At 68.5% G+C, this 15,212-nt stretch carries 10 protein-coding genes and 4 pseudogenes; 5 read left to right on the forward strand and 9 right to left on the reverse strand.

The window, feature by feature from the left end:
• From I6A81_RS32890 to I6A81_RS32905, 5 genes and pseudogenes are all read right to left on the reverse strand, one after another.
• Nucleotides 1–3,219, reverse strand: a 3,219-nt coding sequence (locus I6A81_RS32890) for a TIR domain-containing protein (RefSeq protein WP_203004077.1), incomplete at its 3' end; no start/stop codon positions are given.
• Between the two features lie 292 nt (nucleotides 3,220–3,511).
• A pseudogene (locus tag I6A81_RS44220) lies at nucleotides 3,512–3,691 on the reverse strand (hypothetical protein); the annotation flags it as partial.
• Nucleotides 3,692–3,721: 30 nt separating this feature from the next.
• Nucleotides 3,722–4,894 (reverse strand): hypothetical protein, encoded by a 1,173-nt coding sequence (locus I6A81_RS32895; protein ID WP_203004078.1) that lies wholly within the window; start codon nucleotides 4,892–4,894, stop codon nucleotides 3,722–3,724.
• A 132-nt stretch (nucleotides 4,895–5,026) separates the two neighbouring features.
• A complete protein-coding gene (locus I6A81_RS32900) occupies nucleotides 5,027–5,833 on the reverse strand; it encodes a hypothetical protein (RefSeq protein ID WP_203004079.1) in 807 nt (268 codons plus the stop codon).
• 203 nt (nucleotides 5,834–6,036) lie between these two features.
• Nucleotides 6,037–6,951: a hypothetical protein gene (locus tag I6A81_RS32905; RefSeq protein WP_238429439.1), complete on the reverse strand. Its 915-nt coding sequence runs from the start codon at nucleotides 6,949–6,951 to the stop codon at nucleotides 6,037–6,039.
• Between the two features lie 578 nt (nucleotides 6,952–7,529).
• Between I6A81_RS32905 and I6A81_RS46390 the strand changes: the two are divergent.
• The 3 genes and pseudogenes from I6A81_RS46390 to I6A81_RS46395 form a co-directional block, all read left to right on the forward strand.
• A pseudogene (locus tag I6A81_RS46390) lies at nucleotides 7,530–7,712 on the forward strand (cell division protein SepF); the annotation flags it as partial.
• A gap of 430 nt (nucleotides 7,713–8,142) precedes the next feature.
• Nucleotides 8,143–8,391, forward strand: a complete 249-nt coding sequence (locus I6A81_RS32915; protein ID WP_203004082.1) for a hypothetical protein — start codon at nucleotides 8,143–8,145, stop codon at nucleotides 8,389–8,391.
• A 197-nt stretch (nucleotides 8,392–8,588) separates the two neighbouring features.
• A pseudogene (locus I6A81_RS46395) lies at nucleotides 8,589–8,807 on the forward strand (hypothetical protein); the annotation flags it as partial.
• 84 nt (nucleotides 8,808–8,891) lie between these two features.
• Here I6A81_RS46395 and I6A81_RS32925 read toward each other — a convergent pair.
• The 3 genes from I6A81_RS32925 to I6A81_RS32935 all read right to left on the reverse strand — a co-directional run bounded on the left by I6A81_RS32925 (nucleotide 8,892) and on the right by I6A81_RS32935 (nucleotide 11,950).
• Nucleotides 8,892–9,752, reverse strand: coding sequence for a helix-turn-helix domain-containing protein (locus I6A81_RS32925; protein ID WP_203004083.1), 861 nt, complete (start codon nucleotides 9,750–9,752; stop codon nucleotides 8,892–8,894).
• An 87-nt stretch (nucleotides 9,753–9,839) separates the two neighbouring features.
• The gene (locus I6A81_RS32930; protein WP_203004084.1) at nucleotides 9,840–10,652 is read right to left on the reverse strand and encodes an SAM-dependent methyltransferase; all 813 of its coding nucleotides are present in this window, start codon (nucleotides 10,650–10,652) and stop codon (nucleotides 9,840–9,842) included.
• 128 nt (nucleotides 10,653–10,780) lie between these two features.
• Nucleotides 10,781–11,950 (reverse strand): hypothetical protein, encoded by a 1,170-nt coding sequence (locus I6A81_RS32935; RefSeq protein WP_203004085.1) that lies wholly within the window; start codon nucleotides 11,948–11,950, stop codon nucleotides 10,781–10,783.
• 490 nt (nucleotides 11,951–12,440) lie between these two features.
• On the opposite strand from I6A81_RS32935, the gene I6A81_RS32940 reads away from it, so the two are divergent.
• Together I6A81_RS32940 and I6A81_RS32945 are read left to right on the forward strand one after the other, a co-directional pair.
• Nucleotides 12,441–13,226 carry an ABC transporter permease gene (locus I6A81_RS32940; RefSeq protein ID WP_203004087.1) on the forward strand — a complete coding sequence of 262 codons (786 nt, stop codon included), beginning with the start codon at nucleotides 12,441–12,443 and terminating at the stop codon, nucleotides 13,224–13,226.
• Nucleotides 13,227–14,288: 1,062 nt separating this feature from the next.
• Nucleotides 14,289–14,660, forward strand: coding sequence for a hypothetical protein (locus I6A81_RS32945; protein WP_203004086.1), 372 nt, complete (start codon nucleotides 14,289–14,291; stop codon nucleotides 14,658–14,660).
• Between the two features lie 280 nt (nucleotides 14,661–14,940).
• Here I6A81_RS32945 and I6A81_RS46525 read toward each other — a convergent pair.
• Nucleotides 14,941–15,105, reverse strand: a pseudogene (locus I6A81_RS46525) (IS1634 family transposase); the annotation flags it as partial.
• Between the last annotated feature and the right edge of the window lie 107 nt (nucleotides 15,106–15,212).

Below are 15,212 nucleotides of genomic sequence, written 5' to 3' on the forward strand. Positions count from 1 at the left end.
AGCCGCTACACCCGCCAGCGCCCGAACCTTGGGGGTCGGCTCGGTGATGTCACGGGCCAGCTGCTCGGCGCGAGCGAGCTCCCCAACCCGGATGTACACCGCGACCACCGCTACCAGAGCGAGGCCCTCGTGGAATGGGTTGGTGACGGTGTGGGCGATCTGTTCGGCGCCGGCGGCGATCTGCTCGGCGCGGGTGAGCTCTCCAGCGTCGGCGAGGGCGCTGGCCACGTCCGCCAGCGCCTCGGCACGAGAGGGCAGGTAGTCCATTTCGCGGGCGACGTGCTCGGCGGCGATGGCGACCTGCTCGGCGCGGACGCGCTCACCGACATGGGCGAGCGCGGTGGCTAGATTCGCGAACGCGCGGATCTGGGTGTGCGGGTTGGCCATTCCACGCGCGACGTGCTCGGCGGCGATGGCGACCTGCTCGGCGCGGACGCGCTCACCGGCCTGGGCGAGGGCGTGGGCTACCTTCGCCAATGCCGGGGCCCGGTAGTTGGGGTCGGTGATGTCGCGGGCGACCTCTTCGGCGTGGCCGAGGGCGCTGGCGTCGGCCAGGGCAGCGGTCACGTCCGCCAGCGCACGGGTCCGGTTGTGTGGGTCGGTGATGCCACGGGCGACGCGTTCGGCCTCAGCGGCGACCTGCTGGGCGCGGGAGCGCTCGCGCGCCTCGCCGAGGGCGCCGGCCACGTTCGCCAGCGCGCGGGCCTGGCAGTACTGGTCGGTGAGGCCGCGGGCGACCTGCTCGGCGCGGGCGTGTTGGCCCGCACCGGCGAGGGCGCCCGCCAGGTCGGCCAGCGCGAACTCATGGAAGTAGGTGTCGGGGATGCTGCGCGCGACGCGCTCGGCGCGGGCGAGCGCGCCGGCGCGGGCGAACGCAGCGGCTAGATCCGCTAGCGCCAGGTCCTGGGAGTCCGGGTCCGGAATGCCATAGGCGTGTTCCTCGGCGTCAGCGGCGACCTGCTCAGCGCGGGCGTCCTGGCCTGTCAGGGCGTGAGCGCCCGCCACGTCCGCCAGCGCGAGGACCTGGAGGCGCGGGAGCGTGACGCCGCGAGCCAGGCGTTCCGCGTCCCCTGCGACCAGTTCGGCGTGGCCTATTTCGCTGGCCTCGGCGAGGGCACCGGCCACCTTCGCCAGCGCCCGTGCCTGGTAGTAGGGGTCGAGGGTGCCGTGGGCGACCTGCTCGGCGTCGGCGACGATCTGCGCAGCGCGTGTGTCCTCGCCGGTCCGGAGGAGGACGCGCGCCAGGTCCGCCAGTGCCAGCGTCTGGAAGTACGGCTCGATGATTTTCCGGGCTACCTGTTCGGCGCGGACATGGTCCCCGGCCTCGGCGAGGGCGACGACCACGCTCACCAGCGCGACGGCCCGGGTGTCCAGATTGGTGATGCCGCAGGCAAGTTGTTCGGCCCGGGTGGCGTGCCTCAGTCTGGCCCAGACGGCGGGTAGGTGGGTGGGGATGTTGCTGTTGCGTGCGGCGATCCGTTGTCGATGCACGGCCACCTGGGCCATCAGTGCCAGGTCCGGGGACGGCTGGCCCAGGATGGCGTTCTGGGCATCGGTGACTTCGGCGAGGGCTGCCGTGTCGCCACCCGTGAGGTCGAGCATCCGGTCGTGGCGTGCCTGATCGGTAGCGCAGTCGACGGCGCGGACCAGGTCGCCGGTGGCCAACAGCAGCCGGTAGTAGCCGCGCAGCAGGTACTCGGGGGTGTGACTGGGCCACTGCCGCTGCCGGTACTCGTCTGCCCAGGTGTGGAGCCGCTCCCGGTAGGCGGCCAGCCGTCTGGGCCCAAAGGAGCGGACGGCGTCCTGCTGGAGTTCCTCATGGCCGAGCAGGTACACCGGCGGTCCGCTGTTGGGGTTCCACTGAGCCGGACGGCTCGCGAAGCTGCGGCCAGCGACGGTGGACAGGAATCGATCTATGTCCCGTTCGGTGGCGCCGGGATCGGCGGCCAGTTCTTCGAGATCATGGCTGGAGAGGCCACCTTCGGCGGCGGTCACCAGTCCCAACAGGTCCTGTCCCAGCGGGCTGCCGGTCCGCAGCCGGTCTAGATCGGCGTACATATCCGCTTTGAGAACCGCAGCGTGGATCGATTGGTCCAGCACTCGGATGATTCCCGGGTCGCGCAACGGATGGCCGGCGGGGACGTCGGCGGGTATCGGCGGATCGGGGCGGCCCGCGACGACCACCCGCGCCCCATACGGTGGGCTGGCGGGCAGCAGCCCGGCGATACTGCGCGCCTCGGGGCGGGTGGTGACCCCTCGGTCCTCATCCAGCCCGTCCACGACCAGCACCAGCCGCTGCCCAAGGGCCTGACAGGACGCGGCGGCGTCCGCGAAGAACTTGAACCACAGCCGCTCTCGGCGACCCGGATTCACGAACGGCGGTTCCGACTCGCCGAGCAGTTCCGTGAGCTGCTCGGTGACGACCTCGACGAACGCGTCCCGGTCGCTGTTACCGGCATACCGGGCGGTGATGAAAAATGACACGACTCGCACCGAGGGCGGCGGAGCGAGTACGAAGCTGGACAGCAGCGCGGATTTGCCCGTCCAGGCCGGTGCCCGCCACCACAGAAACGAACGGCTCGTCGCATCGTCAGGAGCGGTGCAGAACTCGGCCAGCCGCGCGAGTTCGGCCTCACGACCGGTCAGACATGGCGGAGCGATCTGGCGTACCTGCTCCAGGTACGCCGACCGGGCCATGGCAGCAGGTACCGACAGCTGGGATGCCCCGGGCGACGGCACACCGATGCCCGGTCCAGTCACCTCGCCAGGGAACGAAGGTGGAACCTCAGGTCTGTCCCGCCGCCACTCGATCGCGTCCAGCAGCCGTTGCCGCGCCGCATCCTTCGCGACGCCGAATATGTCCACCGGCGCGATCTGGCGCAGCAAACCAGGTCGGTCGCAGTCCTCCACGCGGACGATCAGGAGACGTCGCTTCGTGCCCGCGGGGTCGGCCGCCCACACGGCCTGCCATTCCTCCGCCGCGGATACCGACTCCGCATAGGCCGCCGACACGACGGCCACCATCCGCCGGTCCTCGGCCAACGCCCGATGCATCTCTCCGACAGGATGCGACCCGGGCCCGAAATCCCACACCGCACTCCGTACGTCGTGCCCCGCGTCCTCCAACGTCCAGGTGACCCACTCCGCCCACCTGACGTCCTCGCCCGCATACGACACGACGAATCGCTGCGCCCTGCCAACTTCACCCCCATCTGTCACGCCACCAGCCTCTCACCCCCGGTCCGACGAACGCCGCCCACCACCGGGGCCGGCGATGATCGCGGATGCGAAGGCGCGTGGGCTCACGCTGATGGGCCCGGAGAGGCCAGATCCGTGCGGCACGTCAGCCACGTTCGCCGCGTCAAGGCCATCGCGGGATCAGCGAGACCGTTCGCGACGTCTCCGAGGAATCACGACCAGCACCGGGAGCCCACACTCGGCCTGACGACCGGCAAGCTCGACATGCCGCGGGCGATCCACGCACGACATGACCCCGAACCGGCAGCTTCGCTCACGGGGCCGTAGCACGGCTGCCGCCGTCCAGCTCCACATGGGTATCGGTACGCAGCCGCGCGACCAGGCCACGGGCCGTACCTGTACCAACGTGCGGCCTTTTGCGCAGCGTCTCCGCGGAGATCGGGCGCTGGTGGTGCTGCCAGTGCAGCACGTCTTCAGCGCGAGCCCGATGACGCCTGGAGCGCTTTCTCGCAGTTTGGCGCGACTACGGGTCGGAAGCCTGGATCCCCGGAGAGGTGTTCGCCCGCTGCTCGTCGACGATGCAGTTTATCAGTTCAACCGTCGAAAGGTACAGCCAGAAAATCCAGTCGAGATAAAAGTCGTCGTAATCCCGTTTCTGTTTCGCGCCCTGGTGTCGGATATGAAAGTTGTTCGCGATATCGAACAAGGCGCCGCGGTCCGACTTGGCCAGCGCCTCGGTAAGTACGCCGTGACGTCGTTCTTCAATCACAAGGGCTAGGGCCGCGACCGCGGAGCGCTTCTGGTGCCGTCCGGCCTCGCGGCCCCGGAACAGCGAGATGGCATGCCGTACCTGCTCGTCTTGTTCGCTCGTGTCGCGGGCTAACAGCGACTGAACAAGCTGCGCGCGGGCGTCGTCGGTCACCCCGACCAGACGACCGACATCCGCGCCGTCGTCGGCCAGACGATAGGGAACGTCCGCGCGGCGTAGCAGACTGTTCACGCGCCAGCGGTACACCGCACGACCAGAACCGAGGTCGAACTCGTGGTGGTGCCAGCCGCACCCGTTGTACGAATGGAGGTCTCGCCGCTGCGGTCGGGCGACGAGATCGTGGAGAACCTCTATCATCTGGAATATGTTCTCCCGGTCAGCGGCCAGCAACTCGGGGTCGATCGGCCACGTGGTCGGCTGGCCGAACTCTCCCTCGATGAGGTGAGCGGGCGACGGATCGTACGGGTTGTCGACACAGTCCGTGCCGAATCGTCTCGCGAAATAGCCTGACACTTCGAGCTCACGAACAAGGTCCACGTACTGGCGTGCCAGCGCATCAGCACTCATGTGCGCCGGCCGGTGCGGACCGCCCATCCGTTCCCTCCAATAGGGGACCCGCGGCGGTGGGTCCTCGGACAGCTCACCGGCGCTGGTCATGAGCCCACGCAGGAAATCCTGCTTCCGCGTCAACGCCTGCGCGCTACGTGGCGCCGATGACCCGTACCCGTAGCCAGGCTCTTCGAGTTCCCGGAAGTCCACGGCAGGGCCACCCGCGTAGCCGCGCACAAACGCGTCCTCAAGCAGGAATTCGCACCGGTCATTCCAGTCGGTCAGCTGACGCTTGTTCAGGAGTCTGGATGCCTCCTCCTTGAACAGCGTGCGCGGCCACACCAGCTGGTAGTCGGGCTCGGCAAAACGGGCGATCACACCACCATCATCTCCTACCGCCGACGCCCGCGATCGACTCCCAGCCGCGGCAGGGCCGGCGCCGGCACCAGAGCCACATAGGACCGTGTCGGGCCGCGCCGAGACGGTCCTATGCATGCCGACCAGCGCGGGCTAGGCTGAGGCCGCCTTGGGCGGCTGGTTGTCAAGTGTTAGCTGCGTGTCGCTACGGATCTGCGCGACCAGACCGCGGGCGGTATCGGCGCCGACGTGCAGCCGCTTACGCAGCGTCTCAGCGGAGATCGGGCGTTGTTGCTGCTGCCAGTGCAGTAGCGCCTCGGCACGGGCGCGGTGCAGCAGGTCCTGCATGCGCGCCTCCCGAGCAGCCTCACGCGACAACAAACCTGCAACCGAAGTCCCACTCTGTGCAGGCTCGACCGCGGACACAGGCACCGCCTGCCGCCCACACTGGACCGCCCTGCCTGAGCCATCGGCCACCCGCGAATCTTCCGACCGCCGATCGGCGGTCGCCGCTTGCATCGCAGACAGGAGACCCGGGCCAACCTCGGACCAGCCAATAAGGAGCAGCGGTCCGACGGCGTCGAAGGTGGCCTTGCCGTAGCGGCCGGCGATCAAAGGTTCCGCAATGTTCAAGGCGAGCGTTACCATACTCGCGAAGATGAGAAGCTTTCGCGCTGAGCGCCGTACCTCAACTGGACCGCCGTTCACGGCGAGTTGCCGACTGCCGAGCAGCAGGCCGACGACCGACAGGTCCACGGCCGGTGCGACGAGCGGCGCCACCCACACCGGAACGCCGAGTCGTAGCCCGAGCGCGAGGACGTTGCCGAAGCCGAAGAGGAACGTGAGCGTGACCACCACGCCGACGATCACGGTCACGAGGCGGGTCGAACCATCCGGACCTACCAGGTCTACGGAACGCCTGTTCGATTCGATAGATGATGTAGATGTCGGCGCGGTCACTGAGCATCGTCCCTGGTCCGGGCCCGGATAGCGACCGGTCGGACAGCGATTTCGGGGCCAGCAACCAAGATCAAACGGTTCGGATGCTGGTACACATGGTCCACCGGGTTCGAGCCCCTTCGGGCCGCGCCCATGGCGCGAGGCCCGAAGGACTGCCCAAAGCCAGACTGTTCGCCTGCCCTGTGAGGTCGGCCTATCAGGATTCAGGCCGCAGCGGGCATGGCCGGCGGACGCTGGTCGACGTCCCGCCCGGCGGGCGCCGATCGCTGCGCGACATCTCCTGCCCCTCCTTCGACCGCAGGACCTGGGGCCAAATGCAGTTCGATGCGCCCCAGCGAGTGGGATGAACCCGTCTCCATACGCACCCTGGCGACCAGGAGGCGAGCAGTCGCCGCGCCAACACGGAGCCGCTTACGCAGCGTCTCAGCCGAGACTGGCCGGTCGTGGTCCCGCCGGTGCGCCGCGTCCTCACGACGGGCGCGTTCGAGCAACTCAGGCGACAGCTGAACTTGACCGCGCCGACGTACACCGGTCGCCGCTCCGAACGCCCCACCAGGGCGACCGCCAACCCCGGCGACATCAGCGCTTACCGATCCGTTTCCATCAACAGCCGTCGCGGAACGTTCGAGCAACTCCCCCGCCGAAGCGACACCCTCCGGCTCGACCGCGCTCGGGACCTCCACCGATCGCGTCGTGGGCCGGGTCGCGGCCATGGCATGAAGGATCCCCGGCCCCGTCTCCGCCCAGCCGATCAGCAACAGCGGACCGACCGCGTCGAACACCGCCTTGCCGACGTCTCCCGCGATCGCCGGCTCGGCGACATTGAGCGCCAACGTCACCAGACTCGCGAAGACCAGCAGCCGGCGGGCCGGACGGATTTGATCCACCGACGCACCCCGATAAGCCAACTCCCGGATCGCCAGCAGCAGACCCAGCACAGTCAGGTCAACCGCCGGAGCCACCAGCGGCGCCACATATCCAGGCACTCCGAGCCGAAGCGCCAATAGCCACACGTTCCCGAACCCAAACAGGAACGTCAACGCCACCACCAAGGCCATGATCACAGCCACGACCCGCTCGACCGCTCGACCTGCGGGCGCCCCACCACGCCCGACCATCCCGCTCGGCATCCCCGCCGTCACCGCGCACCGGCCTTCCCAGCCCCATCTACAGCCGGCCGAGGAGTGATCACAGCGGGGTAGGTTCCGCGAATCACCAGCTGAGGAGGCCGCTGCAGTGGGATAGAAGTGGCACGCCCCTCCCCGGGGGCACGCGATCGGCTCCCCCTGTTCGGTGGCCTTTGGCCACCTTCCCGGGCTCCCGCGCCATGCTGGCCCAGGGGGCCACCCCCTGGAACCCCCAGCTCATCAGGGGGCTTCGCCCCCCGAACCCCCCGGCCGCTGCGCTTCGCGCGAGCGGCCCGTTCTTTTGTATGCGGGCACGACAGAGGCCACCGGCGCCCGCCGGTGGCCTCTGTCGTGGTCTCATATCTGATCATCATCTTGCAGGTAGCAGCGATCAACGCCAACGAGCGCTCCGGTCGCGGTTCTACTTTTCAGCGCCCAGCATGACGACTCGACGCGCGCTCGCCCCCTGCTGGCGTGTTGGATCCGGCTGCACAGGGCGAGCCTCCGACAATTGGCGCATGACCGCCATGAGGCCACTGGATCCCGACGAGTCCGACATCGTCGTCGCGCGGACGTACAACGACGCCCGCGCGATCGGCGAAGCCTTCAGGGAACGGGGACAGGTCGTCATGGACCTACGCTCGCTCGACACCGAGACGGACGGTCGCCGGCTCCTCGACTTCGCCGCGGGCGCAACCTTCGCACTGCGTGGATCTATCGAGAAGATCACCGAAAAGGTCTTCTTCCTCAGCCTTGACCGGTTCAGCTCCCCCGAGCTACGCCGCCGATACAGCCGCTGATCCAGGCTGACTCTGCCGCGAGAGGTGAGCATGCCCTCTCCCGAGAACCTCGCCCTCATTGCTCGAGGCGAGCGGCCTGGCATCGACCCCGCCGACGGGACTTCAGAGGCACAGACCGGCAGTCCCCAACCACGCTGGCCCGCACATCATCCCGCCGCGGCGTGGCACCCCACGACATCCACCGCGGAGCGCATCCGCAGCTGCGGTTAGACCGAATTTGGCCACCATCGGTTTGGAATTGGCCTCGCGGGACGACCACGACACGCCATATGCCCGTGCGGCCTGACACCTCGGGAGGCGCGTGGCTCGGGTCCGCGTCGCTGCGTAAGGCTGACCCTTGCACGATTCGAACCGATCTCTCCCATGTCCCAAGGAGGCTCCCTTGACCGACACGAACACCTACGCGTACGTCGACGCTGGCACCCTCGACGTCCGGATCGTCCGTGGTGAGGCTGACACGGAAGGCACCATCGTCGGCCGCCTCGACGCCGCCGAACTCCCCGCCCTCAGCGAGGCGGCCGACAAGCTGCTCGCGACCCTCGGCACCCGCCCCGTCAGCGACTGGCGCGATGTCGAGGGTGGCCTGTTCGCCGTCGTCGAGGAGACCGCGGCGGTGCCGACGGCCGGCTGACCGGCGACCAACGAGATGCCCCGGCCTGGGTCCAGGCCGGGGCACTCCCGGGACTCCACCAGGCCATAGACCGTCGAGTCCGGCCCGGTCCGGGTACTGCGTCGACCGCCCTCGACACCACCGAGACCATCTGGCGGTTCTTCGCCGAACACCCCCATCCGCATGACGACCCCTCCAGCGACTGACCCTCATCAACCGTGCCCGTCCGCCCGCCTGATGCTGGCAGCCGCGCGGGCACGGACCGACCGGACCTCTCGACGCCGGGCCGTACCGGTTCGTCCAGACCGATCACAGGCGCCAGCCGGGGCATCGTGTTCACCTACGTGAACCCAGTGGTCGCGGTGTGCCTCGGCATGCTGCTCCTCGACGAGCCGCTGCCGACCTGGACCGTGGCGGGATCGGTGTTGATCGTCCTCGGGTCCTGGCTGTGCACCGACGGCCGGGGTCGGGCGGCCGGGGCGGCCGGCCTGACTGGGCGGCAGCGGCTGCCGGAGCAGCGTTCAGAAACGGCTGGCCAACTTCGCGAGGTAGTCGACGGACTGCTCCGGTGGGATGCTCGCGACGATGAGCCGGTTGATCAGCTCGCGGTAGCGGTCGACGTCGTCGGGCCGCTCGAAGCAGGTCAGCCCGCCGAGCTGTTCGAGGTAGGCGACGTCGGGGACCATCGGCTGGTCGCCGAACCGCAGAATGCTGAATGCCCCACCTTCCGAGAGGTGGGCACCGAAGGCCGACGGCACGACCTGGATCACGACGTTCTGCCGCGACGACATCGCGGCGAGGTGCTCGAGCTGCGCTCGCATCACCATCGGGGTACCCACCGGCCGCACCAGCGCCGCCTCGTCCACCACGGCCCACAGCGTGGGCGGGTCCGCGCTGTCGAGCACCTGCTGTCGGGCGGTGAGCAGACCGAGGGTGAGTTCCAGGTCGGCGTTCGTCAGAGCCGGACTGTTGCGGTGCACCACGACGGCACGCGCGTAGTCCTCGGTCTGGAGCAGGGGCGGCACCAGCTGAAGGTGGTATGTCCGGATCAGCGTCGCCGCGCTCTCCCGGCCGAGGTACGGCTCCAGCCAGGTCGGGACGACCCCGGCGTAGCGCTGCCACCAGCCCGGCTGGTTGGCGAGACGGGTCAGAGCGAGCAGCCGGGTACGGTCGCTGTCGGCGTGCACGCCGTAGAGCGTGAGCAGGTCGACGACGTCACGGATCTTGAAGCCGACCCGGCCCAGCTCCATCCGGCTGACTTTCGACTCGGACGCCCGGATGTGGTCACCGGCTACCGCGCGGCTGATGCCCCGCCGTTCCCGTAGCTGCCGCAGCCGGCCACCCAGTTCGATGCGGTAGGTCGTCGGTCCTTCGCCCGGCATTGTCGGCCCCTGCCCTCGTTCACCAGGTGGTCCTGGTGCGGTACCCGTTCTCGGTGCCGTCGTGTTCGGTGCCTCGTGCCGTGCGGTTCAGGGCTTCCGGCCGACTCCGCAGGCTTCCATCGGCGCGACCAGATCGTCCGGGCCGGGATCGTTGCGCCAGCGGGTCGGCGACACGACGCCGGGCTCGACGATGTCGAGGCCGTCGAAGTAGCGGGTGATCTGCTCGACCGTCCGGTACCGGTAGCCGTACCCGTCGACGGCGCTAACCTCGCTCATCTCCTCGACGGCGCTCACCTGCTCCGGCTCCGGGTCGGCGTCCGCGCAGCCGTCCTCGAGCACGAGGAAGCTGCCGGATGGCAGTGCCGACAGCAGTCGCTGAACGATCGAATGGGCCTCGTCGAAGGTCGGTACCAAGCCCATGATGGACATCATCATCAGCCCGACAGGCTTGCTGAAGTCGAGCGTCTCCGCCGCGAAGGACAGGATGCGCTCCGGGTCGCGGGCGTCGGCGTCCAGGTAAGCGGTCTTGCCCTCGGGCGTGCCGACGAGCAGCGCGCGGGCGTGCGAGAGGACCAGCGGATCGTTGTCGACGTAGACCACCCGCGACTCCGGCGCGACGCGCTGGGCGACCTGATGGGTGTTGTTTTCTACCGGGAGCCCGGTGCCGACATCGAGGAACTGCCGTATTCCGTGCTCGGCGGCAAGAAACGTGATGGCCCGCGCGAGGAACGCTCGCGACGCCCGCGCCACCTGGATGATCTCGGGGAAGACCGCGATCACCCGGTCACCGTGCTCGCGGTCGACCGGGAAGTTGTCCTTGCCCCCCAGAAAGTAGTTCCACACTCGGGCCGAGTGCGGCCGGGTGGTGTCGAACGTCGCTGGCGGGTACTCGGTCGTCATGTCGCGGATCTTCCCCCGGGCTGTGGTCAAGAAGACAGGACCATAGCATCGTAAGCCTTCGGCAAATCCTGCCGCGGTTCCAGTTACATCCGTGTTTCCTGCGTTGTGTGACCACGAAGACCGCGGCGTTATTCCAGCGAGATCGTGGGGTCGATGAACTCGGTGGTCACCAGATCCTCCGGTGTGACTCCAGGCAGTGGTGGGGTGCCACTCTCGGTGAGGACCGGCGTGAGTCGCTCGATCAGCCCCTCGATCCGCGCGGTGTCGAAGCTCCCCAGCACGCCGTCGGCGCCGTTGGCCACCAGGCCGAGTTCCCGCTGCTTGTCGTTGGCGTCCGCGAGCAGTCCGGGCGACAGGTCGTAGCCGCCGGTGTCGAAGGACGAGGTGATCTCAATCATCAGGTCGTTCGCCGGAGTCGGGTCGGCCATGTAGTCGACCACCGCCCGCTGAAAGATCGGCACGAGCGCGTCGAGGCACTCGCGGTTGGCCTCCAGCTTGTCCTGCCGGACGGCGAGCGTGTTGGCGTACGCCGGGTAGTCGTCGCCGACCAGTAGGTACTCGACGGGCCGTTGCCACTCCTCGATGTCGTTCTCGAGCCGATACACCTCGTCGGTGACGAAGCCGATCTGGACGAGGCTGCCGTCCTCGGCGATGAACCGGGCGAGGTCGCCGGTGTAGGAGGTGTCGATCTGAGACTGCTGGAAGACGCCCTCGCCGAGAAGGACCTTGAGGTAGGCCTCGTCCAAGGCCAGCACCGTCACGTCGGGCCGCTGGCCGATCGCCGCAAGGCTGTCGAAGCCGAACGACTCGTCGCCCCAGAAGAACATCAGCGGCGACTTGGCGTACGGCGCCAGCACGGCGACCGACGGGTGCTCGGCCGAGTTCGCGACCACCTCGTCGAGGTCGAGGTAGCCGAGCAGGATGTCGTCGTCCGTCTCGAACAGGGTGGACATCGACTCGAAGCCGACCGCCGGCCCACCGGAACGGATCTCGATGTTCACACCGGTGGCGCCGAGCGGGCCGGAGACCCGGAAGTTCTCCTCGTCGATCTCCGGGTTCGGGCCGAGCAACTGGTACGTCGCGCCGTAGTCGATCTCCGGCCACCAGCTGGTCTGCACGACGACGGTGTCCGGGCAGACACCGCTCAGCGGCGTCGTGTACTGCGACGAGGCGAGGGGCCTGCCGCCAGTGCCGGTTCCGGACGGGCTCGGGTCGTCATCGGAGTCGCCGCACCCCGTGAGACCGAGAGCCAGCGCGACGCAGCACGCTCCGGTCAGCACTGTACGAAGTCTCGACACGCGCGCTGTTCTCCTTGGCGCAGGAAGTCGGCAGTATGCGGATCTTCAGCAGGTGAAGCGGTGTGCAGCCGTGTGTGGCGGTGTAGAGCCGTTCGGTCGAGCGAGTTCGGTAGAGCACGTTCGGTGGTCGGGACTCCTGACGAGGTGTCACAACGGCCCAAGACCGTCAGCGTGACGATCTCCCCTCGGATCGGTGACCCATATGGGTCATACTGTGCCATAGCCGGCCCGGCGGGTCACGACGAGGTGCACGGGACGGAGCTGGCACCTCACGCTCGGCGCCGCCCGCTGTCTGCTGGGCGCAGGAAAGATCCGGGTTAGGATGCGAAAAAGCGCCGTTCCACGGTGTTTTCGGGTGAAGGGTTCCGACGTGCCAGACGGGGGCAGGGCGTCGAGGGCCAGCCGGCGGCTCGGGCCGGTGCCGACGCGGATTCTGGCGGCGAACGGCGTGCGTCGCTTCGTCGGACCGTCACGGCGCGACCTGGTGCGGATGGTCCGCGCCGGGCTGCCGCCGGCCGCCGTGTTCGCGGCCGTCGTCGGCATCTGGTACGCCGTCACCTACTGGGCGCTGGCACCGCGCCGGCGGTTCCTGCTGCCGCCGCCGCACCAGGTGGTCTCCGAAGGTTTCCTGGACCAACGCACGCTGGCCGACATTCTCACCGCGCTGTGGGGGACCACGAAGGTCGCGCTGGTCGGCCTGGCGATCGCGGCGGCGCTCGGCCTGCTGTCGGCCGTCCTCATGGCGCAGGCGACGTGGATCGAGCACTCGTTCTACCCGTGGGCCATCCTGCTGCAGACGATTCCGGTACTGGCGATCGTCCCGCTGATCGGCTTCTGGCTCGGCTACGGCTTCTGGTCCCGGACCGTGGTGTGCGTCATCATCGCGATGTTCCCGATGATCACGAGCACGCTGTTCGGCATCCAGTCGGTCGATTCCCGCTACCACGACCTGTTCACGCTGCGACGGGTCGGCCGGTGGCGTCGGCTGGTACGGCTGGAGCTGCCGAACGCGCTGCCAGCGATCTTCGCTGGGCTGCGGATCTCGGCCGGCCTGTCCGTGATCGGTGCGATCGTCGGCGACTTCTTCTTCCGTCGCGGTGACGTCGGCATCGGCGCCCTCATCGACAACTACACCCGCGACCTGTCCTCCGGGCCGCTGTTCGCCGCGATCATTGCCTCGGCGTTGCTCGGCCTGATGGTCTTCTGGGCGTTCGGTCTCGCCGCGAAACTGGCCGTCGGCCCGTGGCACGAATCCGTGCGGCGCCGCCGTCGTTAGCGACCGTCTCGGCTTCGCGTCCCCGCCATTGATGCGGCACCTCGTCCGAAACGACGACGGGCTTTCTCCGCGCCGAGGGCTGGTATCCATCGTCGCTCGGAGGTCCAACGTCGGCGGCCATCGTGGCACGCGGGACCACTCCGGGCCGGACGGCAGCACCGGCTGACTTTGTCGATGGCCTGGTGCCGCGGTACACGCCGGGCCGGCGGGGTTGCCCCCGGCCCGGCAGTCACGGACTCGCTGCGTGACGCTCAGCGGCACCGGTCGGCACGGGCCCCATGGGCGATTTAGTGAGGAGCCTGAGGTAGCCGAGACCACTCCGTTCCCTGCCTCGTCGCGGGTAGGCAACCCCGGACCGGACCGGTCCCCAAATCAGCTTCCTAAGCTCGCAACGTTGCGCCCAGAGCGGCCGGCGCAGCATGCCGGGTGGTCTCAGTCTTGGTCTCGTTCGTCGCCGTTCAGGCGTGGTCGCGTCCGTGTCAGACCGTCTGTCGACCGGCGTGCCGGATGGTCAGGAACGACGGCGGACGGATCATCGTGGCACTCCTAAGCGGTAGGCCGCGGGTCCGATTCCTGCCGGGGGCACTTTCCATGTCTGACCAGCACGTTTGCCGGGCTCGGAGATCAACGCCACCGAGCGCTCCGGTCGCAGTCCTACTAACTTTCGCGGTGCGACGCTCCGACGGGCGCGGGCGGGTGGCGGCCAGACGCGCCCGCCGAGCACGGCGCGCCAGCGCCGCGCGCAGGCGGCTGCGCGGCGGTCGCCGGGTCCTGGCCGTGCGTGGCGCGTGCGGCGCACCGCGCGGTTTCGTGGTCCTGGCCGACGTCGGCGTGACGAAACCCGCCGCGTGCAGCTGCGCGACGCGCGTCGGCTCCGGCCGCGCTCGACGGTGTCCGTCTCGGTGGACCTGCTCCACCGACTGCGCGACCTGCTGCTGTCGTCTGCCAGATGATGTGAGGCACCGCCAGCGTGGGCGTCTCGCGGTTGCTGTCATTTATGGTGAGACACCTTGACGGCTGCTTCGGCGAGAGCGGGGGGCGGTGCACGCTGCGAGGCGCACCATGGAGATCAAGCAGGATGGGCCCTTCCTCATCATTGAACGCGAGCGGTTCGTCGCGCGCTTTCCCGCCGCTCTAAGCGATGAACTGGAACAACTCCAGGATCAGGACATCTATGTGACCCTCACTGTGGGCCCGACCTACTACGTAAGCCTCATGACGCTCGACGCGATCGACGCCGCGCTTCGCCGGTGGGCGCAGACCGGTGAAGCCGCGGGAGGACGTTACTTCTACACGACGGACCTGGTCATCACGCCCCGGCCAGGCATCACCGCGATGATCGAAGCAATCGACGGGCTCGTTCGTGAAGGAGAGATCGGCAATGCCTGTCAGATCATCTCTGAACCGGAGGAGCACCGCGATGCCACAGATTGAGTGGCCGACGGCAGTTGCGCGCCAGCCGGACAGGGTGCTTGCGCGGAGCAGGTTCGCCGAGACGACGAGTCAGACAGAGCAGGTCCGGTAAGACGCGCGCAGCCCGGACCGCCTCAGCGAATCCGCTCTGCCCAGGTCATACGCTTGATCGCAGAGCCAGATTCGGCGAGACGGGACAGACGGTTCCAGAATCTGGCCCGAGTCCGAGGGCCTGGCCCTCACGGCTGAGGCGAGCGTGATCCCTTCGGTGTGCCGGCGGGCTTGTCCCTACCGCCGGGTTCTCATCCTGCCCACGGGCCAGCCACTGCCCCGCCGCCACCTTGAGCAGTTCCAGCTCCACGTCCGTGTGCGCCGGCCCGATGTGCTCGTTCTACCGGGACCCCCGGTGCCGCGAGTACACGATCTGCACCGCCCGCGCCCCAGACGCCGTCTTCACCGTCCGCACATACGGAGATACAACCCGGCAGAATAGGGTCTAAGCGCGTATCCAGAAGTCCTGCACGTAACCCGGAGTGAGGTCGCGGGCGTGGAGGAGTGGCGACACCGGCCTCG

Source organism: Frankia nepalensis, assembly GCF_016786325.1.
In the GTDB taxonomy this organism is placed as follows: Bacteria; Actinomycetota; Actinomycetes; order Frankiales; family Frankiaceae; genus Pseudofrankia; species Pseudofrankia nepalensis.

Bases quoted from the DNA above. Each gene is read 5' to 3' on its own strand.
- I6A81_RS32945 (WP_203004086.1), top strand. From the start codon at position 14,289: ATGGAGATCAAGCAGGATGGGCCCTTCCTCATCATTGAACGCGAGCGG.
- I6A81_RS32905 (WP_238429439.1), bottom strand. From the start codon at position 6,951: ATGGTCGGGCGTGGTGGGGCGCCCGCAGGTCGAGCGGTCGAGCGGGTC.
- I6A81_RS32940 (WP_203004087.1), top strand. From the start codon at position 12,441: ATGGTCCGCGCCGGGCTGCCGCCGGCCGCCGTGTTCGCGGCCGTCGTC.
- I6A81_RS32925 (WP_203004083.1), bottom strand. From the start codon at position 9,752: ATGCCGGGCGAAGGACCGACGACCTACCGCATCGAACTGGGTGGCCGG.
- I6A81_RS32930 (WP_203004084.1), bottom strand. From the start codon at position 10,652: ATGACGACCGAGTACCCGCCAGCGACGTTCGACACCACCCGGCCGCAC.